Annotated in this window: 14 protein-coding genes and 1 other annotated feature; of the genes, 10 read left to right on the forward strand and 4 right to left on the reverse strand. The window is 34.0% G+C overall.

All coding sequences use genetic code 11. The annotated features are described in order from the left end of the window. Position 1 precedes the first annotated feature (1 nt). The 6 genes from CLOLE_RS04400 (at position 2) to serS (ending at position 7524) form a co-directional block, all read left to right on the forward strand. Positions 2–670, forward strand: a complete 669-nt coding sequence (locus CLOLE_RS04400) for a hypothetical protein (protein ID WP_013655878.1) — start codon at positions 2–4, stop codon at positions 668–670. Between the two features lie 364 nt (positions 671–1034). Beyond that, positions 1035–1565, forward strand: coding sequence for a DUF5067 domain-containing protein (locus CLOLE_RS04405; RefSeq protein WP_013655879.1), 531 nt, complete (start codon positions 1035–1037; stop codon positions 1563–1565). A 491-nt stretch (positions 1566–2056) separates the two neighbouring features. After that, a complete protein-coding gene (locus CLOLE_RS04410) occupies positions 2057–3187 on the forward strand; it encodes an alpha/beta hydrolase (protein WP_013655880.1) in 1131 nt (376 codons plus the stop codon). 53 nt (positions 3188–3240) lie between these two features. Next, entirely contained in the window at positions 3241–4764 is a 1524-nt protein-coding gene (locus CLOLE_RS04415; protein WP_013655881.1) for a methyl-accepting chemotaxis protein, read from the forward strand. 207 nt (positions 4765–4971) lie between these two features. After that, positions 4972–5823: a flagellin N-terminal helical domain-containing protein gene (locus CLOLE_RS04420; protein ID WP_013655882.1), complete on the forward strand. Its 852-nt coding sequence runs from the start codon at positions 4972–4974 to the stop codon at positions 5821–5823. Between the two features lie 80 nt (positions 5824–5903). After that, positions 5904–6109: a binding site (T-box leader), on the forward strand. A 131-nt stretch (positions 6110–6240) separates the two neighbouring features. Next, positions 6241–7524: a serine--tRNA ligase gene (gene serS / locus CLOLE_RS04425; protein ID WP_013655883.1), complete on the forward strand. Its 1284-nt coding sequence runs from the start codon at positions 6241–6243 to the stop codon at positions 7522–7524. Positions 7525–7953: 429 nt separating this feature from the next. Here serS and CLOLE_RS04430 read toward each other — a convergent pair whose 3' ends face one another. The 3 genes from CLOLE_RS04430 to CLOLE_RS04440 are packed head-to-tail and all read right to left on the reverse strand — an operon-like array spanning position 7954 to position 14196. Further along, positions 7954–9441, reverse strand: a complete 1488-nt coding sequence (locus CLOLE_RS04430) for a reverse transcriptase domain-containing protein (RefSeq protein WP_013655884.1) — start codon at positions 9439–9441, stop codon at positions 7954–7956. Next, positions 9438–11246, reverse strand: a complete 1809-nt coding sequence (locus CLOLE_RS04435) for an SWIM zinc finger family protein (RefSeq protein WP_013655885.1) — start codon at positions 11244–11246, stop codon at positions 9438–9440. Before CLOLE_RS04435 ends, CLOLE_RS04430 begins: the two co-directional genes overlap by 4 nt. After that, the gene (locus CLOLE_RS04440; protein ID WP_013655886.1) at positions 11236–14196 is read right to left on the reverse strand and encodes a hypothetical protein; all 2961 of its coding nucleotides are present in this window, start codon (positions 14194–14196) and stop codon (positions 11236–11238) included. The genes CLOLE_RS04435 and CLOLE_RS04440 overlap by 11 nt, the downstream gene beginning before the upstream one ends. 175 nt (positions 14197–14371) lie before the next feature. On the opposite strand from CLOLE_RS04440, the gene CLOLE_RS21625 reads away from it, so the two are divergent. Both CLOLE_RS21625 and CLOLE_RS04450 read left to right on the forward strand, forming a co-directional pair. Further along, positions 14372–14827 carry a TM2 domain-containing protein gene (locus tag CLOLE_RS21625; protein ID WP_013655887.1) on the forward strand — a complete coding sequence of 152 codons (456 nt, stop codon included), beginning with the start codon at positions 14372–14374 and terminating at the stop codon, positions 14825–14827. 266 nt (positions 14828–15093) lie between these two features. Continuing rightward, positions 15094–16800, forward strand: coding sequence for an ammonium transporter (locus CLOLE_RS04450; protein ID WP_173362376.1), 1707 nt, complete (start codon positions 15094–15096; stop codon positions 16798–16800). A gap of 203 nt (positions 16801–17003) precedes the next feature. Here CLOLE_RS04450 and CLOLE_RS04455 read toward each other — a convergent pair whose 3' ends face one another. Further along, positions 17004–18356, reverse strand: coding sequence for an S-layer homology domain-containing protein (locus CLOLE_RS04455; RefSeq protein ID WP_013655889.1), 1353 nt, complete (start codon positions 18354–18356; stop codon positions 17004–17006). A 200-nt stretch (positions 18357–18556) separates the two neighbouring features. Here CLOLE_RS04455 and CLOLE_RS04460 point away from each other — a divergent pair, with 200 nt between their 5' ends. After that, positions 18557–19201 (forward strand): TetR/AcrR family transcriptional regulator, encoded by a 645-nt coding sequence (locus CLOLE_RS04460; RefSeq protein WP_013655890.1) that lies wholly within the window; start codon positions 18557–18559, stop codon positions 19199–19201. A gap of 153 nt (positions 19202–19354) precedes the next feature. Beyond that, positions 19355–20854, forward strand: coding sequence for a hypothetical protein (locus tag CLOLE_RS04465; protein WP_013655891.1), 1500 nt, complete (start codon positions 19355–19357; stop codon positions 20852–20854). The last annotated feature ends 12 nt before the right edge of the window (positions 20855–20866 follow it).

Genomic DNA, 20866 nt, shown 5'->3' on the forward strand with positions numbered 1-20866 from the left:
AATGTTAAGTAAATATGATTCATGTACAGATATAAAAAAAGAAATACATACATATATGCAAATGCTAAATACATATAAGAATTTAAAAAACGAACAAAATCTTACAGGAATAGTAAAACGTATTTTATTTTTAAAGACCCTATTTTTAAACGGTCAATCCAATCATTATAATAAATTTATGATATATGATATCCTAATATTAATGCATTGCTTAACTCAAAATTCTAGACGAAATTTTTATAATATATATCGTTCTTTTATTGAAAATTTTATTAGAGTTATATTAGAGTTACCGGATAATGATAATACAGGAGTAAGAAACCTTTTTGCTAAACTTAGAAGTCAGTATGGTAACTCGGAACAGACAATAGAATTTATTAATTTTATAGAAGGTGAATATGGGAAATGCTGTGAATATGTACATAGCAATATAAATGCAGGGCTATCAGTGCTAGAATATTATGATGATATTATAAAAACTGATGAAATGAATAATAAGCAAATATGTAGGCTTATAAAAAATATATTGAAGCTAGTACAAGAAATAACACTTTTTATAATTTACATATCTCCAGAATTTATAGATAGTGCATTTTATAGAAAAAAGCAAGAGTTAAAATATTTAATAGGTGAAAGTAATTATATTATTTTTAGACAAAATCTAGAGTAAATAAAAAGATAGTTTGGTAGAGCTAGGTGAAAACTTAGTTCTATTTTATTTCATAAAGTGACAAATTGCCCTTTACAATATCGAACATTTGTTCTATAATAATCATGTATTCAATAAAATCCCTCAAAGCGAGTTGTCTATTGCCATCCCCAGGCAGTAGACCTAGGTGTATATTTTTCTTTAGATCATGGCAACATGGTCTATTTTTTTGTAAATAAGATAGCTAATTAAATGATAGATTATAGTTGGAATAATTATATTAATATTAGTTTAGGCTACAGATAATGTAGCCTTTTTTATTTGCATATAGTAAACAAGTGGTATAGAATATATTTAATATTTAGAAATATACTAGGGGGCCAATATGAAAAAATGGATAATCACAACTGTATTGCTCATATGTATTTGTGCTGGTGCTGTAGCGTATGCAATAATAGCACCAAATTTTAATATCAGTGAGAAAGCTAAGCAAACCACTGGTAATTCTATTGCTTCATCTGATAAAGAATCGGCAAATTATATTGATGAAAATAAACTAATACATTTAAATGATGAATATACAATACAGATTAAAGAACTCCAATATGGAACAAAGGATGATAAAAAAATAGCTATGTTTGTAATGGAATATACTAATAATACTTCAGAGTATGATAGCTATGGAATGTCTGTTCTATGCAAAGCATATCAATCAGATAGAGAGTTAAAATCTACAATAACAATTGATGACAACTATCCTAATGAAAGCATGACAGAGGTTAGAAACGGCCAAAGTACTCAGGTTGTTCAATATTATGAATTAGAGAATTTAAATGATAATGTGTATCTACATTTCAGAAAAGGATGGGGCCAATCTGATAGTGAGTCAGTTGAAATATACTATACTCTAAAATAATAAGTATATTAATACCAAGCATATTTATAGCGTGCAACTTTAGCATATGGGGTTGCACGCTGTTTGGTTTTTTATAATTATTCATGTTAATAGGTCTTAGCCCTTAAGTGTTTTTACTGTTAAGTAGATTCATATAATTACAATAAGACACACATAAATAGATACAGTAGTTCACGAATAGGTTACAAAATACTATATATAGTCATTGTGTCCTTTGATAATCAATGGCATAAAAAGGACCTAGGTTTCAGGGGGAGAAACCTAGGCTGAGGGGGGATTTAGCGATGTACCTCACACTTGGTACGATAGTATTATTGCCCGTGAATTTTATTTATATACATATTTTGAAAATAAAATATCATAATAAAAAAATAGTTAAGATTGGATTTAAAAATAAAATATGTAATTAATACATAGTCAACCTATAATATGGAACGAATGAAATGTCGATATAAAAGTTAGAAAATTTAAAAGATTCGAGGATATTTGGGATGAAAAAAGAAAATAAATGGGGAATAAGTTGGATTATATATATTATAGGCATAATGATACTAGTGGCATTGTCTAGCTATGCCATGTTAATCTGTGAAAATAATATAGGGGGTTGGATAGGGCTAGGTCTCATTATTATAGGCTCAATTATTATACGTAGCAAAGTAGTATGGAAAGGGGTAAAGTTTTTTTTGCTTTGGGTGTCAATCATTGCTCTTATAATTGTCGATTTCCAGTTAACAAAACAAGTAAGTTTATCAGGGGCACTTTTGAGAGAATTGGTAGCAGCAAAAAGTGCTGCTAATGCAAACTATATGAATGAAGCCGATTGGAGCGCACCAAGTGGTTATGTTGTAGAAAAAACGAATCTAGGAAGTTTGCCTATAGAAAAGCTTTCTAAAGAAGAGAGTAATAGTCAAAGAGTGATCTTGCAACTACACGGTGGTGCTTATGTTATGCCTTTAATTAATTCTTATCGAGATATAGCTATTAAATACTCACAAGCTAATGAAGATTGTGATGTAGTTACTATTGATTATAGAGTAGCACCTAAGGATATTTATCCAGCAGCACTCGAGGATGCAGTTGCAGCATATAAATGGTTAATGGAGCAAGGCTATAGTAATGAAAATATTATAATTGCAGGTGATTCAGCAGGAGGTGGATTAGCATTAGCAACTACTCTTTATTTAAGAGATGATGAAGTACCTTTACCTAAAGCAGTGATTGTGATGTCACCTTGGGCTAATCTAGAGAATACCTCACCTTCACGAACTGACAATTATGATAAAGATCCGTGTCTTGGACAAGGTTTACAAGGCATAGCTCTTCAAATTAGTAATCCTGACTATGTAGGGGAGCATGATATAAAGGATCCTTATATATCTCCTGTTTATGGTGATTATAAAGATTTTCCACCTTTACTTGTACAAGTAGGGACGCATGAAATACTTTATGATGATGCTATAGATGTAGCAAAAAAAGCAGAAGCAGCTGGAGTTAAGGTGCAAGAAACCACTTATAATGGAATGTTTCATGTTTTTCAAATGGCATGGCAAGTAGTACCTGAAGGAAAGAAGGCATGGAATGAAGTACAAACATTCATAAAAGATGTTTATGCAGGACAATAAAATAGAAAAGAGTAAGAAAGATACTATAAATTGGATGAAAGGAAGAACATGAGATGGAGCAAATTAATGATGAAGTTAAGAAGGTAACATTATTACATAATGCAACGATGGATTATGCAGAAAGTAGAAAAAGTGTTAATAAAATAGTACTAGTTAATTTAGCTATATTAGAAGGATTAATTGCATTTGGTGTGTTAGGAATCATAAAGGATATTAATCCTATATATACGACGTTAGTATGGGGATCAATTTTCTTAAGCATGAGTCTATCTATCTTTAAGTATAAGCAAAATCCGGAGAATCAATCTTTAAGGTGGATTAATTTCAGTAGTTTCTTTATTATGTATACAATCACCATGTTTACTTGTAACATGAAAATGCTTTATACATATATCATCCCTTTAATCGTTATTTATTATTTATACTACGATTATAAGCTGATTAAGATCATAGGAATCAGTACTATTTTATGTAATTTGATTTATGTGATAGTTTCGGGAGTACTTCATCCTATTGTAGACCAAGCAAGTTTTAGAGATTTATTTATGCAGGTCATATCCATTAGTGCTGTTTGTATTACAGTTATGCTAGGTACCAAAATTGCTATACTTCTTAATGATAGTCAGACGTATCATATTCAAGAAGGTGCCGACAAACAGCAAGAATTATTAAAAGAAGTGTTAACAACAGCGAGAGTGTTAGATACAAATGCAAAGGATGTTTATGATATTGTTTCAGAACTAGAGTTATCTAGTGATATTATAAATAATGCAGTAAGTGATATTTCTAAAGGGGTTGTTAATACCGTAGGCAATATTCAAAGTCAAACAGAGCTTACCAGTAAAATAGGGGATATGATTGAAGAAACCAAAACAGCCTCAGAATGTATGAGACAGATTTCAGAGGATACCATCGAATCTATGAACAAAGGAGTAAGCATAGTTGACGAGTTAGGGAGTCAAACAGACCTTTTAAATGAAAATAGTGATAATGTATATAAGTCAATGATTAATTTAAACGAAAAGGTTATAGAGATTCAACGTCTTACCAAAAATATAACGTCTATATCTGAACAAACTAATATTCTTTCTCTTAATGCAACTATTGAAAGTGCTCGTGTTGGAGAAGCTGGTAAAGGTTTTGCTGTAGTGGCTAATGAAGTAAGAAATCTAGCAACACAAAGTGGTGAATTAACAAGAAATATTACTCAGATTGTAAATGAGTTACAAGAGATGGCAAATGAGTCTGTGAAAATGATGATGAACTTTAGACAAACTAATGAAAAGCAGAATGAAAGTATTAAAGATACCGAAAAGATATTTAAAGAAACAATTGGAAATATGAGTCAGGTTAATGATAATATCAAGCTTGTATCTAATAAAGTAGAAGAGGTTTTTGAGTCTAACCAACAAATTGTTAATAGCATACATGAAATCTCGGCGGTTAGTGAAGAAACGATGGCAGGTGTAGAAGAAACAAATTTAACAACTGAGAAAAATAAAGCACGTACAAAGCAAACCAAAGCTATTGCTGAAGTACTACTAAGTACTTCTAATGAAATGAAAAAGTATCTATAGATGCAAAGTTCTATAGTTGTGATAGCAGTGATGAAAATTCTAATGTTGTCCATGATATTTTCAAGAGATAAAGAAAAGAGATAAAAATCTAATTATTCCGTTATGTTTTTAGCTGAAATGCCGATAATAATAATATAGACTAACTAATGAGTATAAAAACATGACTTAGTAAAGAAAGTCCTTATAAGAGAATTGGGGGAGATAGGGATGATTATTAATCATAATATAGCTGCACTACGGGCTTTTAGATATGGTAAGCAAATTTCGGCTCAGCAAATGAAAGTCATGACACAGTTATCAAGTGGACTTAGAATTAATTCAGCAGCTGATGATGCAGCTGGCTTAGCTATATCCGAAAGAATGAGAGCTCAAATTAGAGGACTCAATCAAGCAAGTCGTAATGCCCAAGATGGTATTTCATTAATTCAAACAGCTGAAGGTGCTACGAATGAAGTGCATAGCATATTAAATAGAATAAGGGAACTAGCTGTTCAATCTGCTAATGGTACTTATACGGATGAAGAAAGAAATAATATGCAATTTGAAGTAGATGAATTACTTAAGGAAATAGGGAATATCTCTAAAAACACTGAGTTTAATAAGATGTCATTGCTTGATGGAACTACCAATAATAATGGTACAGATAATAATTCACGTATTACACTGCAAGTGGGAGCAAATAAAGGGCAGATTATGGAGTTAGAAATAGGTAGTATGACAACGAATGCTTTGGGAATTAATGGGTTAAGCATAGCAACAGCAGGAGATGCACAAAATGCCATTGATGTGATTGATGAAGCTGTCAACAGAACCTCTAAAACTAGATCAAAATTAGGAGCGTATCAAAATCGCTTAGAGCACACCATTAATAACCTAGAAAATCAAGCAGAGAATTTAACGGCTGCAGAAAGCCGCATTAGAGATGTGGATATGGCAAAAGCAATGATGGAGTATGCTAGACTAGAGATTCTGTCTCAAGCCAATACCTTTATTCAAATGCAGAGTATTAAGCAAGGTGAGCGTGTATTAGCATTGTTAAAAAGTTTAGAAAGATCATAAGTGATGAATGCCTAGTAAAATCATAAATAACTATTGTAATCTTTAGTATTCTATTTTATAATAGATGCAAATCTTATAAAATAATAGCGATGATAAAAGAAAAGCTTAAGATGTATTTTTCAGAGAACTAGTGGTTGGTGAGAACTAGTAAATAGACTTTGGCGGTCCGCTTTTGGAGCTACTGGTGATGAATCAGAGGGAGCAGCCCTTTATAGCAGCGTTGGAGGTTAATAACTTCGGTTATTAATAAATGAAGGTGGCACCACGGGAGAGTCTCGTCCTTTTTATTCACAAAACGTTGAATAGAAGGACGTTTTTTATTGGATAAAAATTCTATTTAGCGTATGGTTCTATAGTAGTCGGAGCCAGTTTTGTGAAGCGTAAGACTATATATTATACTTTCATGAGGTGAAGAAAATGTTAGATATCAAATTATTACGTGAAGACTTAGAAGGCGTTAAAGCAGCACTTGCTAAGAGAAGTGGTAACTACAATTTAGATGAATTTACAGAGTTAGATGTAAAAAGAAGAACCCTTCTTCAAGAAGTAGAAGCTCACAAAAGTAGACAAAATGCAGTATCTAAACAAATTCCAGCTATGAAAAAAGCAGGGGAAGATACAACTGCAATCTTTGCAGAAATGAAACAGCTTTCTGATGAAGTAAAAGTATTAGACGCAGAAGTAAAGGAAATTGATGAGAAAATCTCAAATATTGTTATGAGACTTCCAAACCTTCCTAATCCACTTGTGCCAGTTGGTAAAGATGATACAGAAAACTTTGAAATGCGTAAAATAGGAGAGCCAAGAAACTTTGACTTTGAAATCAAAGCACACTGGGATCTTGGTGAAAACTTAGATATTCTTGACTTTGAAAAAGCAGCTAAAGTAACAGGTTCTCGTTTTGTATTTTATAAAGGGCTTGGTGCTAGACTTGAACGCGCGATTATGAACTTTATGCTTGATATGCATGTAGATAAGCATGGTTATACAGAGGTATTTCCACCACTTATGGTTAATCGCGCAAGTATGACAGGTACAGGTCAGCTTCCTAAGTTTGAAGAAGACGCTTTTAAAGTAGTAGATACAGATTACTTCCTTATTCCAACAGCTGAAGTACCAGTAACCAATATGTATAGAGATCAAATTTTAGATGGTAAAGACTTAGTGATTAAACACTGTGCGTACACACCTTGCTTTAGAGCAGAAGCTGGTTCAGCAGGTCGTGATACAAGAGGAATCATTCGTCAACACCAATTCAATAAAGTAGAAATGGTTAAATTCACAAAGCCAGAAGATTCTTATGATGAACTTGAAAAACTAACAAATGATGCTGAAGATATCTTAAAAACACTTGGTCTTCCATATAGAGTAGTTAGACTTTGTACAGGAGATTTAGGTTTTAGTTCAGCTATGACGTACGATATTGAAGTTTGGATGCCAAGCTATGGTCGTTATGTAGAGATTTCAAGCTGTTCTGACTTTGAAGATTTCCAAGCAAGAAGAGCTAATATCAAATTCAAAGATAACAAAGAAGATAAAGCAAGATTTGTTCATACTTTAAATGGTAGTGGTCTTGCAGTTGGACGTACTACAGCAGCAATCTTAGAGAACTTCCAACAAGCAGATGGTTCTGTTATTATTCCGGAAGCACTTCGTCCATATATGGGTGGGATAGAAAAGATTGAAGCCCCTCAAAAATAAAGTTAGGTAGTTAATGAAGGTTATAGTTCGAAAAATAATATAAAATTTTACAAAAAGAAGTGTCATACAACTTGTGGATGTGAGTTGTATGACACTTCTTTTTGTGCCGCTAGGCATTGATCTATAAATTTCTTGCTAACAAGCCAATGATTAGGTTATGACACTTCAGCGTAGCGCCACTACTGTCACATAACCGCAGGATAGGTTTTAAATGTGCACAGTAGTGGCAGCGTAGCGAATTGCGCAGAGCCTAGTGAAGTATGTAAGCTATATGACGCACCACGGCGAAACACCGTAGCATAAAGGCCAAGAAATTTATAGTACACAATTTGGATAGTAAAACTATAACATGAAAAGTGATGGAATTCAATAATAATTGTAAAAAGTGTATAATTATTTAACGTGTAATGTAAGAAAAATGATATAGTGTTAGAAATGAGCTATTACACTTAAACCAGCTTCAATAATAGTTTTGTAGCGTTCAGGATTGACACTTTTAAGCCAAGAGGTTTTACCTTGAATTTCTTGTGATAACGAAGTAGGAATAGGCTGACCTGTTTGGTTAAGGAGTTTGGCGTGATGAATGGCAGCACGAAGATTTTTGACCCACTTTTTAGGAACGCCTATTTCTTCATTATTAATAACGATGCCTGTTAAACATTGCCTGTTATGAGGACGAAGTATTTTCGTTTTTGAAGCTTTAATATGAAACCCTTCATCTTCTACAATGAGACTTACTAATCCTAGAAACTGCCCTAACTTAAGATTTTCCTCAGCTTCGTTATAGCTAAAGCTCATATCATCAGCATATCTAGAATAGGTCAGCTGATAGGTAGCTGATAGGCCCTTTAAACGATGGTCTAGATTTTTACAAATAATATTGGTAATCATAGGGCTTGCAGGAGAGCCTTGAGGAAGTATGCGAGGTGAAGTTTTTACATATTTAGTAGTTCCACTTACTTCAATAGTCATGCGCTCACAATAGGTGCAAAGCATAGCTAGTAAAGAAGCGATATAACCTGAGTAGCCAAAGCTTTTATACATACCTCTTACTCGCTCAAAGGTAAGGGTAGGAAAGAAGTTTTCTAGGTCCATGGTAATCAATAATGTAGGCGCTTTTATGTGGGCCTCGGCACTAGAAACAACAGAGCGATTTTTAATAAACCCATGAGCTTCTTCAGCAATAGGTAATTTTTCTAGTATTTCTACTAGAATTTTTCTTTGAACCTGTTTTAAAAGGGGCTTAGGGGCAGCTATTTGGCGAAATCCGCCTTTTTTCTTAGGTATTTCATAGCGATAGTAATGGTCAGAGGTGACCACATCACGATGATAAGTAAGGAATCTTAGCTCTGTATAGGTAAGTCCCAGAAAACTAGCTAACTGATGATCTGTTTCGATAAGGGGGAGACCTAAACTTTCTAATTTGCTAGTATGGGTCAATTTGTCTTGCAGACCACTAGAGTAACCTTTACCGATAAAAACAATGTTTTCAGTTTTTGCTTTTTGCCAAGCGGCTGATTTTTCAGCTTGGGCTACTTCGCGTTCTTTTTTACGCTCAGCTCGTCTAGCTATTGACTCTGCCATAATAGTTTTGGCAATGTCTTGGCGGATTTTTTCATAATCCCAGGTGGCAGTATATTTCTTTTTTAATTCCTGAAGCTTAAGATTAATGGCCTCTTTTTCTCCATAAAGATTGGCCAGGTCATTACTAAGCTTGTCGTATTCTTTTAATAGTGCTTTTCGCTTTTCATAATCTTCTTTAGTTTCAGCTTTTTGCTTTTCATATGGTGTAGGTAAATTTTTAGGCCAAAAGCCGTATTCCTGCATTTTTAATAAAGTAAATTCCTTTTTACCTTTTTGACTTACTTCACTTCGATAACTTTGTCTTTGATTTTGTGAATGTGTTTGATCTATCATAATAACGTCTCCATAATATCATTTATTTTATAAACCTTATGATATTCTAAATCTAGCTTTAAAAATTTTGAGGACATCATATATAAAGCAAGAATATGAGCACAAGGCGCAGAGATATTTCTAGGACCTTTTTGGAAAACTCTACAGTTGCAGTTTACCATGCAAATCTCACCATCATTATTAATAGAAAGAGTTGTATCCGTTAAATCAAATTCTCTTTCATAGTCAGGGGTATTTCTAAAATTCCAGCGGTGATATTTTTCATTAGGCATTTGAAGATGATGGGTAAAAGTAAAGATTTGTTCTGGATTAAGCTGAGCCGTAAAATAATCCATTCCTTCATTTAAATGATTTTGTACCTTTGTTTCAATAGGTGTTGTCTCATATAAGGCTAGAGGAATAGGTGTATTACAAAGCTGTCTAAAACGAATAAGACCATGGACTAAGTCAAAGTAGCCCTCACCACGTTTTAAGAGGCTACCAATGCCAGCTTTGCAAAGCGATTTAGAGTCTTCCGGAATCAAGTGATAGATTTGATCAAAGCTTAAGGCACGCTTTTCTTTTAAAAGCTTGTAGATTTTTGGATAATTACCTTCACCAATAAAACCTGCCATAACATTAAAGGCTGTCCCTTTGACCCAATCATTACTAGACCAAGAGGATAAACCGATTGTAAGTTTCATAGTACCTAAGTCAGCTGTAATAAACTGAGGCATACCAAAGCCCAGAAGTTTCACTTTAAAGCTTTTGGCTAAAGGAATTAATTTTTCGGCCACCAGAAAACGGCGTCTGCCCCAAATCTTTTCCTCGCGTTTTTTGCTTCCAGTATAATAGGTTTGTAAAGTAAGAACTGTTTTAAAAGGTTCAAAGACAATTTCAATAGGCTTATTAGGTGTCAAAACCCATTTCATATAACGAGGACTTTTATGAGCTTTATGTCTTTTCAAAAAGCTACAAATGTCATAAAAATCAATAGGTGATAAGTCTAGTTCTAAACCATCTAAGCTAGCAGCTGCAGAGACCTGATTAAAGCCTTTAATCCAAGTTTCAGGTAAGTCAATTTTCTTTTCTAAATGTTCAGGTAGGACACCGCTAGCTACAGTAAAGCCACCAGGATTAACAGAAAGAACTACATCATTATAGGTTCGAAAGCGTTCCATTTCCTGAGCAAGTTTGTAAGAAAAGTCAATATTGGTAGTGCCCAGCTTAGGAGGTGCTAAGAGTTCAAATTCCTCTTTGTCTATGGATAAGATACCATAAATAGATTCATCTAAAGAAAAAGCCTCGAAAGATACTTGATCTTCATGAACTGTAATAACAGGATCTAAAACAAACCAGAGGTCTAAATCCTTGTTTTTGATATATTGCCAAAAGCTACGTTCTAGCTTATAGTAGTCTTTCCAAGTATCAGAAGCATCAATTTCTTTCTTTAAAGCAGCTTTTACCTCTAGTAATTTAGCAATTTCATCATCTTTTGAACCAAGTGCTTCTATGGTTTCATCAATATCTTGAGAAAGAGAAGCTCTTAACTGAGGGGCATATTGGTCATGTAATACAACACGGCGTTCAATTTCTCTATCTAACCAGTCAAAAAATTCTACACGCTCTTTTTTAGCGGGCCTTGCATCTGAAATAACAATTTGTCTAAGCATAAGCATAGCATCACGAAAAATGAGAGGGTGCTTTAAACGTCCTAAAAAGGAAACTTGCTCACTTCTTGAAAGATCAGGACTAAGGCCTAGAGTTGTTTGATTATTTTCTTGGGTGCAAAGAGAAGGACTTGCATAATCATAATTAACTTTCATAAGCTGAGAACTCCTTTCTGATTTGGGCGAGACTCATTAATGCACGCTCACTGTCTCGTTTAATATTTGAACCACCAATGGCTAAAAGTTCGGCTTCAACGACTTCCTTAAAACTAGGATTTTGTAAAACAAATGAAGGAAGCAGCTTGTAGATGATATCTTTACTTTTTGAAATCTTATTAGGTAGTAGCAAAAGGGTTTTTACATAATACATGAAGGTCTCAGCATTTTCTGTACTTAAGTCCTCTAGAATAGCATCTATTTTATGACTGATATAAGCTTTGACTTCACTACTAGGATGTTCTAAAAGCTGAAGGATAAAAGTCTTAGGAATAAAATCACCATACAGCTTATCTAAATTTAAAAGTCCATAGTTATAGACCTTAGGCAGAGGCGAATCAATGATAAGCTGATGTGGTAATACAGAAGCTTCTTGAGGCAAGGCTTCAAATACACTAGTAGCTAAATCATTAAGTACGACCACGTCAGACTCCAGCATAAGAAGTAAAAGCGTAGGTCTCTGCGGTAAGGTGCTTTGTAATTTTTCTAATAAAGTAAGTAAGGTTTTTATCATAGGGGGATTACCTTCTTCTAAAATGAGCTTGAATGCTGCATCAGAAGGTAAGGTTTGCTCCTTAATAGCGGTTAATAAAGCTAATAGATGCTTTTGACGCTGAGCTACAGGCAAGGCGGTTTCTAGATTTCCGTCACCTTTAAGAAGTACTTCTAAGGTATCTTCATTAAAGGAGAAAAGGAGGCATTCAAAATAATTTAAGAAGCTAGAAGAAAGCTTTGGTACCTGACTAAGTACATTTCTTATATGCATCATAACATAGCTGGCTTTTTCGAAAGATAAGCTTTCTAGCTTGTGAGCTGATAGCAGAAGGAGTTCTTCAAGTTCGCTTGTAAGCTTTGGTGTTTCGTCTTTAAAAGTAATGAGCTTTTCGGTTAAAGCGACGATGAAATCTGCATACTGATTCATATCTAATGCCATTAGCTCACCTTGAAGGGTCTCTAACCAGCCATCAGCGTGTTCTAATAAAATACATTCTGTTAGCAAAAGAGGAGAGAAAGAGCCGTTAATTTGTGATATATATTGAAGTGCAAGCGCTTTGATTTTTTCGTTAGATGTATCCATTAAAGCTAGCAGCAACTTTGGTTCACAAGTGGTACAAGCATTAAGTCTTTCATTTAAATACTGCATAAATAATTCTGCCAAAGGTAAAAAAGCTGACTGGCTAAGAAGAATAAGCTGCTGATGAGAAAGAGTGGTTACTAGCTCAGTTGTAGTAGGAGATTCTTTTATGATGTAGTAACAGGCTTTCTGAATAGAAGGAATTTGTGCATGACTAGCAATGTAAAGGACATCTTCTAAGTGCTGATCCCATAGCTCCTTCATCATTTCATAACGTCCATTTAGTTTCATCAGCTGATCTTCACTAAACCAACTATATCTATTGCGCCAATTGGTAGGTGGCTTTTCAGTGAAGTCATGATAAAGGTAACGGCGAATAAAATAGTTAAACTGAAAATTACCAGGGAATCTACAAAGATAATCATCACAGGTATAGCTAGGCAGTAAGGATTTCATAGCAGCTATAAATAAGTCAGGTTGGTTTTTAGCATAATCATCTAAGGTGCGCCTTACACTTCCAATAAGATAGTTATAAGCTTTTGTTTTACCTGAGCCTTTAAAGTAATATCTAAGTCTAGGTGCATCTAGGTAATAGGCTAATTTCCCAACTACATCAGCTAAGTCATAGGAAATGGCTTCTTGAAGTGTATTTTTAAAAGCTAAAATATTAAGATCATAGCCATCGGTATAAGGGCCTACTTTATAAAAGGCGGGATAAGTCCTTTTAATAGAGGTACGAAGCTCCCGGTCATATGTCCAGTAATCTTTCTTAAAAACACCTTGATTAGCAAATGTATGATATTGAGCACCAGAGAAACGTTTACCTTCAGCAACTGGTTTGCCTTGAATATTGATTAAATGCAAATCTGCATCAGGCAGCATCTTATAAATAGTTTGGAGGCGTGCTTGTTTTAACTTAGGATCTAATGTGTGAACATAAATATTAGCACAACGCAAAACACCTTGACTGTAGCTTGTACTTTCAAAGTTAATAGGATTTTTAAGAAGTTCCTTGGTTTCTTCTATTAAGATAGGATTTTTACGTTTTGCAAGTTCTAGGCAAAGTCCTGAAATAAGCTCGGAGTTCCCAATTTTAAATAGCAATTGTAAAAGCTCAGCAGGTGGATTTTGATCAAGCAACGCATTTAAATATTTTTTTCTCATATACAAAAGCGGATGGGAAAGGATTTGGGACATCTCAGAATAATATTTAAAGGTATCACCTGAAAGTTTTAGAAAATCATTAGGGTGCTTAGCTAAGGTGAAATTAGAAAATACTAACCCTTGTTTTTCTAACTGCACCACATAGTATTCATAAGGTGGTGGATTAAAGTAAGTGAAAGTTGTAGGAGCCTCTAGTGGCTTAAAACTTTCTACAAGGCTATTAGCATCTGTATGGTAACGCCAGTCATAAGATACACCTTTTTTATAATACATTTTTTTCTGCTCATTCTCAGTAAGTATTTTTAAAGCCTCAAAGCTAGGTAAGTGACCTTCATGGCCTTTAAAAATAGCATAGTGAGTATAAGTCACTTGTTCGTCTAGAAAAGAGGATTGAGTCGGGATAATAGCCTTAGGTGGATCAGGGTTCTGAGTGGCAGAGGAGCTAAATAAAGATTTGAATAAAGAACCGAGAAATCCTGTTTTGTCGGAGGAGATGGTAGAAGTAGCCGCAGGTGAGCTAGTAGTTTCATACTGATGTTCCCCATAGAGCACTAAGAAGCTAGGATTATGATTATTATCCCAACCCCATAGAATCAGGTTTCTAATGGGAAGATAAGGTTTATTCCATTGTTTACGATTTGGATTTGACATAATAATAACCTACCTTGTATGAGTAATTTGTAAAAGATTATTTAGAATATTTTAACATATGTATAGAGGATATACAATTTTTAAAACTAGAATAATAGTGGTACTAACATTGAAAAGATAAAACCAATCATGGTAAAATGAAAGTAATATGAGATAGGAAAAGAGAGGAAAACCTATGAAATGTAAAAATTGTGGGCAAGAGCTAGGGGAACGAGTAAAGGTTTGTCCTATATGCCAAGCAGAACAAGGAATAAATGAAGTAGGCAATAGGTCACAAGAACAAATGCAAGAGGACTTAATGAATGAGCAAGAAGGAATTAATAAAATATTCCAGCAAGATTATTTAAACAAAGTAAGCCTTCAAAATGAAATGAGTGGTCATGAAAAGGAAGTTTTAGAGGAAGAAGTTTATGAACATCAAAAGTCTAGATTAATCGCTGGGTTACTTCAACTTTTTTTAGGTGGATTTGGAGTGGGAAGATTTTATTTGGGTTACACAGGAGTAGCAGTAGGCCAGTTATGTACCCTACCTTTGTTTGGAATCGGATATATTTGGGGATTTATTGATGGTATTTTAATTTTATGTGGGCAACTAGATTTAGATGCAGATGGGGTGCCACTAAAAGGCTAATAGGCAAAATCAATCATCAATTGGGTTAGGCATCTTAATGGTGTCTTAACAGTACCTTAACGAAATCTTAACACCCATTAACAGATAAAAGTGTTATATTAATAAGTAATAGCAAAGGCGCTATAGATGAAAAATCTATAGCGCCTTTTTTATTTTTCTTTAAATCACTCACAATAGGCAAGAAAGTAACAAGCATTCACTTACTAGAAAACTACAAGGGAGTGAAGGAAGAATTAATAAGAAAATAGATTCGATATAAGGGGGAAATGAGTATGTATTCATCAGTAAGTGTCATTTGGGTATTAGTAGCAGCAGCATTAGTATTTTTTATGCAAGCAGGATTCGCTATGGTTGAAACAGGTTTTACAAGAGCTAAAAATGCAGGAAACATTATTATGAAGAATTTAATGGACTTTGCCATTGGTACACCCATTTATTGGCTATTTGGCTTTGGATTAATGTTTGCCGGAAGTAGTGCCCTTGTGGGGGGAATTGACCTATTTAGTATGGGGGATTATGCTTCGGTTCTACCAGAAGGTATCCCTAAGTATGTATTTTTTATTTTCCAAACCGTTTTTTGTGCCACAGCAGCAACGATTGTATCTGGTGCCATGGCAGAGAGAACGAAATTTATTTCATACTGTATTTACAGTGCAGTCATTAGTGCAGTTATTTACCCTATATCTGGTCATTGGATTTGGGGTGGGGGTTGGCTGTCACAATTAGGTTTCCATGATTTTGCTGGATCTACAGCAGTTCATATGGTGGGAGGTGTTGCAGCACTTGTTGGTGCTAAGATATTAGGACCACGAATAGGTAAGTACGCTAAAGATGGTACAGCTAAGGCAATACCAGGGCATAGTATTACCCTTGGGGCATTAGGAGTTTTCATTCTTTGGTTCTGCTGGTTTGGATTTAATGGTGGGTCTACGGTGAGTGCAGAAGGTGATGAAGCACTTATGGCTATGGGATCTATTTTTACAACTACTAACTTAGCAGCAGCAGTAGCAACAGTAACAACTATGATTATTACTTGGATTCGTTATAAAAAACCGGATGTATCCATGACATTAAATGGTTCTTTAGCAGGGCTTGTAGCTATTACAGCAGGATGTGATGTGGTAGATCCTATGGGGGCATTCTTTATTGGTATTATTGCAGGCTTTGTCGTAGTTTTTGGTATTGAGTTTATTGATAAGGTATTAAAGATTGATGATCCTGTTGGTGCCATTGGGGTTCATGGCTGTTGTGGTGCAGTAGGAACTATTTTGACAGGGCTTTTCTCTACTTCAGAAGGACTTTTTTACGGACATGGCGCTAAATTTTTAGGTATTCAATTATTAGGCGTTGTATCAGTCTTTTTCTGGGTAGCCATTACCATGACGATTGTATTTTTGGTTTTAAAACACACAGTTGGTTTAAGAGTAGCACCAGAAGAAGAGATTAGTGGTCTAGATTTACCAGAACATGGTCTAGTTAGTGCTTATGCAGATTTTTATACTATGAATGGGGGGGCTATGGGAGAAGTTGCTGCAACAAAAGACAAAGCGAAAGTTAGTCCTGAGGTGGCTGTTCCTGTAGAGCGTGCATTAAAACCTACAGAAGTAGGCTCTGATGTAAAAATGACTCAAATTAGAATTATAACTAAAGAAAGTCAATTTGAAGCTTTAAAAGCAGCCATGAATACTATTGGTATAACAGGAATGACAGTTAATCATGTATTAGGATGTGGTATGCAAAAAGGTGCTACTGAATATTATCGTGGTGTACCTTTGGAAATTAACTTACTTCCTAAAATCCAAGTAGACATTGTAGTATGTAAAATTCCAGTAAGTACAGTGGTTGAAGAAGCTAAACGGGTATTATACACAGGACATATTGGAGATGGTAAGATTTTTGTTTATGATGTAGAAAATGTTATCAAGGTTCGTACAGGTGAAGAAGGATATGAGGCCCTCCAAGATGTACAATAAATAGACAATAAAGTAAAAAGCTGTAGGCACTAACAATGTCTACAGCTTTTTTATTCTATTTAGCTAGAGATGATTATACGATTAAAGGACAGTGCCAATCACTTCTCTTTTATACGATAACATATTAATTTTTATATTAATGAATAGCACATGTCGTTATGAGGTAAGACTGAATAGTTATCATGGTTTCTAACTAGTTGCTATTAAGATACTGGTAAACCATAGGAATCATAGCGATTAATAATAGCATTAACTTTTGAAACAATACATAGGGCGTTTTCATAAGATAAAGGTTCGTTAGGACCAAAATAACCATTTTCATTAATACTCATAATACCTATATCTACACAAAATTGAATAGCTTTTGCATAGGAATCAGTGGTTTGGTCTAGATCAACAATAGTTTTTGAAGGTAAGATATTAGCTAAATCTAATTGGCTTAAAAATTGATAAAGGACTTTGGCGGCTTCACCCCTGGTAGTTTTAAGGTTTTCTTTGTAAATAGAAGAACCATTAAACTGAATTATATTTTCTAAAAGTGAATTGTAGCTTGTAGGGGTAGCACTCTTGAGTAAAGTCACAAATTCACGTTTTGTAATAGGAGAGAGGTAGTTATGAGTGGTATTAGTAATCCAACCTTCTTGTAATGCCTGAGTTACATAGGGCTTTGCCCAGTTAGAATACGTATGGTTAGTAAGATAGTCGAAGCCCTTTACATGAGTAGATAAAGTAAAGTTACTAGCACCATACTCAAAGAGTTTATTCATATCCTCAAACTGATTAGGCGCATCGGTTCTCATAACCACACCAATGAGTTCAATATTATCATAAACAGCCTTTGCCACTAAAGTACGCCCTGCAGGTGTGTGATAGCCAGTCTTTGAAGCCACTACATGAGAATTATAGTAAGGGCTATTTTTATCTAATAAAGCAGAGGTATGTGTAAGGGGAATGACCACATCACTATTAGCTACTTTAAAATTGTAGCTGCTCGTTCCAGCAATTTTAGTTAAAATAGGGTCATCAAAAGCTGCCTTAGCAATTTGGGATAAATCATAAGGTGTCGTATAGTGATCAGGATCGTGATAGCCATGAGGGTTAATAAAATGGGAGAATAGAGCATTACTGTCAATAGCTAACCCATTCATTCGCTTAGCAAAAGTAGAGATATTCCCCTTATCTGCTAAAGCAAGATCATAACAAACATAATTATCTGAAGCCATAAGTACAGCATACAAACCATCTAAAACAGTATATTGATCACCTACCTTTAAACCAATTTGACTACTATCAGCAGGAACCTCATCTGCAGCAGTTTGTGTTTTAGTAATAATCATATCTGTAGGTAAATCCTGAAGTACTGCAAGAGCAGTGAGAATTTTAGTGGTACTAGCAGGATAAAAGGTTTGATACATATTTTTAGAATAAATAATGGTATTGGTTTTAGGTTCTATAAGAATTGCACCATCGGCACTAATATCAGGTAGAGCTGATGCAAATAATGAATTCGAAAAAATAATAAAGCAAAGTAAGAAAGATAAATATTTTTTTTGCATTTAGGGCCCCTTTCAAAAAAATAACCATAAATCTTCTAACATTATATACTAATAGAATGTAAACATCAAACTTTATAAAAGAAAACTAAAAAATGATATTATTTTTAATAATTTTTTTTGCAAAAATGTATAAGAACCTCAAAATGGACCATACTTTAGAAGAATATAAAATGTAAAATTTGAGAGGAGATATATTTATTATGATGTATCAATCATTAGAGAATTTTTCACTAAGGAAAATTAACTATGTTAAAACTAGAACCACTATATTAAAAACAGCAGCTAACCTTTTGAAACAAAAGGAGTTTTCTGAGATTACAGTTGATGAGATTTGTCAAAAGGCACAGATTTCAAGAGGTACATTCTTTAATTACTTTTCAACGAAAGAGCATATTTTTCACTACTTCATTAGAATTTTTACAGTTAAAATTGCACTTCGTATGAAGCAGTGGAAAGAGGATATGGCTTTTGAAGACAAGCTAAAAGAAGTTTACCAGTGGTTTTTAGAAGAAAAGCAATATACTGAGTTCACTAGCAGCTATATTAACTTCTTATTAACCGTAGGTGAAGAAGCTAATGAAATGAAACTTATTGATGCTGAGTTTGTTTATTTTTTTAATGGCATCAAGGAAGAAGAGTACCCTTATTATAATGAATTAACCTTAGGCAAGCTTTTTGAAGAAATGTGTGAAAAAGCTAAGGCTAGAGGTGAGATTACTTTACCAGGTACTAAAAAAGAACTAAGTGCATTAGTGATAGGTGTTATTACAGGTACTTATTTGAGTGATCATGTAGTCCCTGAAAAAGAGCATTTAGCTATTATGAATCGTATTTGGAAATCTTAAAAAGGCGCTGCAATTACACTATAGAAGAATTCAAAATAGTATAGGAGTTAAGAATAGGTCTAAGTGATGCTTAGGCTTATTTTTTTTGAAATATAAGTATGAATATTTTTAAAATTTGATATAATAAAAACAAGTAAAATAAAGGGGGAAACTATGTCTAGTATATGGGGGATATTATTAAGTGCTTTACTTATTTTTTCATCATCTACACCAGAGCAAAAAGCCTTATTTGATGATTTAACTAAAGTGCTCACATGGGAAGTCATGAAGATTCATTCAAGTGGGGAGATTACAACGAAAGAAGACACTTCAAACAGTAATATATTATACGGAGGTTTTGACGACCTATTTGAAGAAAGTCAAATAGAAGTAACAACTATTAAGTATGAAGTAGATGGCTACTTCAATCAAAGTAATGGGGAAGCATATGTAAAGGGCTACTTTGCACAAAACGAGAAGAAGGTACCTATTGAAATCTATTTGAAGGAAGGACTAGCATATGTTAATAAAGAACTTCTAGTTTATGTATATCCATCAGGTGGATATCATCAGGCCCCTGAACCATACATTGCGTATCCATTTGATTTAAAGGAGATGATAAGTCCAGAAGAGATGACAAGCTCCCAAGAATATAAGCCTCTTACAGACCTTATACAAATCCAAGTGCCATTAACAAAAGTAAAGGATACATATAACTTTGAAATGGATTATAAGACATTTGGAGAATTTTTTGAGAAGACAGCAAACAAGGTGTTAAATAATATAGAGCCCCTTGCAAAAGAGTATATTAAAATAGCATATAGTGACTTAACAATATCTAAGTATGATGAAAAAACAGGAGAATACATAGATAAAACTTATGATAATGTAGATGCTTTTTATAATGGGGAAATGAAGTCAGAAATGGATGAGATCATAAGCTATGCCAAAGAAAAGCACATGATTGAAAGAATAAGTTGTTTTATAAAAGGTGCACTATGTGGTTCTCAGATCAAGATGCAGACAACCATTATAGAAGATGCCTTTAGCAATGAAATAAATGCCAAATTGAATTTTGTAAATAGTTACCTAATAGAGGCTAAGCTTCAAACAAATATAGAAAAAGTAGCAAAACAAGAGGTATCCATACCTACCAAGGTAATATTGATTGGGGATAAAGAGGACTATGCTTATACAAGACCAAGTTATTATAAAATAATGGAGGGGTCCAAAATAGATGATTTTACAGAGGATGAAATAAAGGAGCTAAGGTATGAACGGTACGCTTTTACTGATGGCAAGACCTACTATATTCCTTGTTTTATTGATGACCCATACAATAATTATGTGGGAGATAAAATGATTTGCTATGACAATAAAACCAAGAAATGCTATGTTATTTCGAAAGATAATATGGACAGAGAGGCTTATGAGGAGGCACAAATTCTTTTGTGTGAAGAAGGAGAAATAGTAGACACAGAGGAAAATGACAGGTCTATAAGGGTCATAGATTATATTATCGATCCAAGTAAAATAGTTTATCTAGAGGTAATAGCTAAGGATGAAATATGTTTGATTCCTATAGATGAACTTAAAAAAGCAGGTTTGATTTATGAAATAGAGCAAAACAAGGACGAAAAGCAGCTTAAAATCTATAAGAAAATGTTTGAATAGGGGGAAAACAAA

This window comes from Cellulosilyticum lentocellum DSM 5427 (assembly GCF_000178835.2).
Taxonomy (GTDB): domain Bacteria; phylum Bacillota; class Clostridia; order Lachnospirales; family Cellulosilyticaceae; genus Cellulosilyticum; species Cellulosilyticum lentocellum.

Coding starts and splice junctions, on each gene's coding strand:
- CLOLE_RS04400 (WP_013655878.1), top strand. CDS start 2: ATGTTAAGTAAATATGATTCATGTACAGATATAAAAAAAGAAATACAT.
- CLOLE_RS04405 (WP_013655879.1), top strand. CDS start 1,035: ATGAAAAAATGGATAATCACAACTGTATTGCTCATATGTATTTGTGCT.
- CLOLE_RS04410 (WP_013655880.1), top strand. CDS start 2,057: ATGAAAAAAGAAAATAAATGGGGAATAAGTTGGATTATATATATTATA.
- CLOLE_RS04415 (WP_013655881.1), top strand. CDS start 3,241: ATGGAGCAAATTAATGATGAAGTTAAGAAGGTAACATTATTACATAAT.
- CLOLE_RS04420 (WP_013655882.1), top strand. CDS start 4,972: ATGATTATTAATCATAATATAGCTGCACTACGGGCTTTTAGATATGGT.
- serS (WP_013655883.1), top strand. CDS start 6,241: ATGTTAGATATCAAATTATTACGTGAAGACTTAGAAGGCGTTAAAGCA.
- CLOLE_RS04430 (WP_013655884.1), bottom strand. CDS start 9,441: ATGATAGATCAAACACATTCACAAAATCAAAGACAAAGTTATCGAAGT.
- CLOLE_RS04435 (WP_013655885.1), bottom strand. CDS start 11,246: ATGAAAGTTAATTATGATTATGCAAGTCCTTCTCTTTGCACCCAAGAA.
- CLOLE_RS04440 (WP_013655886.1), bottom strand. CDS start 14,196: ATGTCAAATCCAAATCGTAAACAATGGAATAAACCTTATCTTCCCATT.
- CLOLE_RS21625 (WP_013655887.1), top strand. CDS start 14,372: ATGAAATGTAAAAATTGTGGGCAAGAGCTAGGGGAACGAGTAAAGGTT.
- CLOLE_RS04450 (WP_173362376.1), top strand. CDS start 15,094: ATGAGTATGTATTCATCAGTAAGTGTCATTTGGGTATTAGTAGCAGCA.
- CLOLE_RS04455 (WP_013655889.1), bottom strand. CDS start 18,356: ATGCAAAAAAAATATTTATCTTTCTTACTTTGCTTTATTATTTTTTCG.
- CLOLE_RS04460 (WP_013655890.1), top strand. CDS start 18,557: ATGATGTATCAATCATTAGAGAATTTTTCACTAAGGAAAATTAACTAT.
- CLOLE_RS04465 (WP_013655891.1), top strand. CDS start 19,355: ATGTCTAGTATATGGGGGATATTATTAAGTGCTTTACTTATTTTTTCA.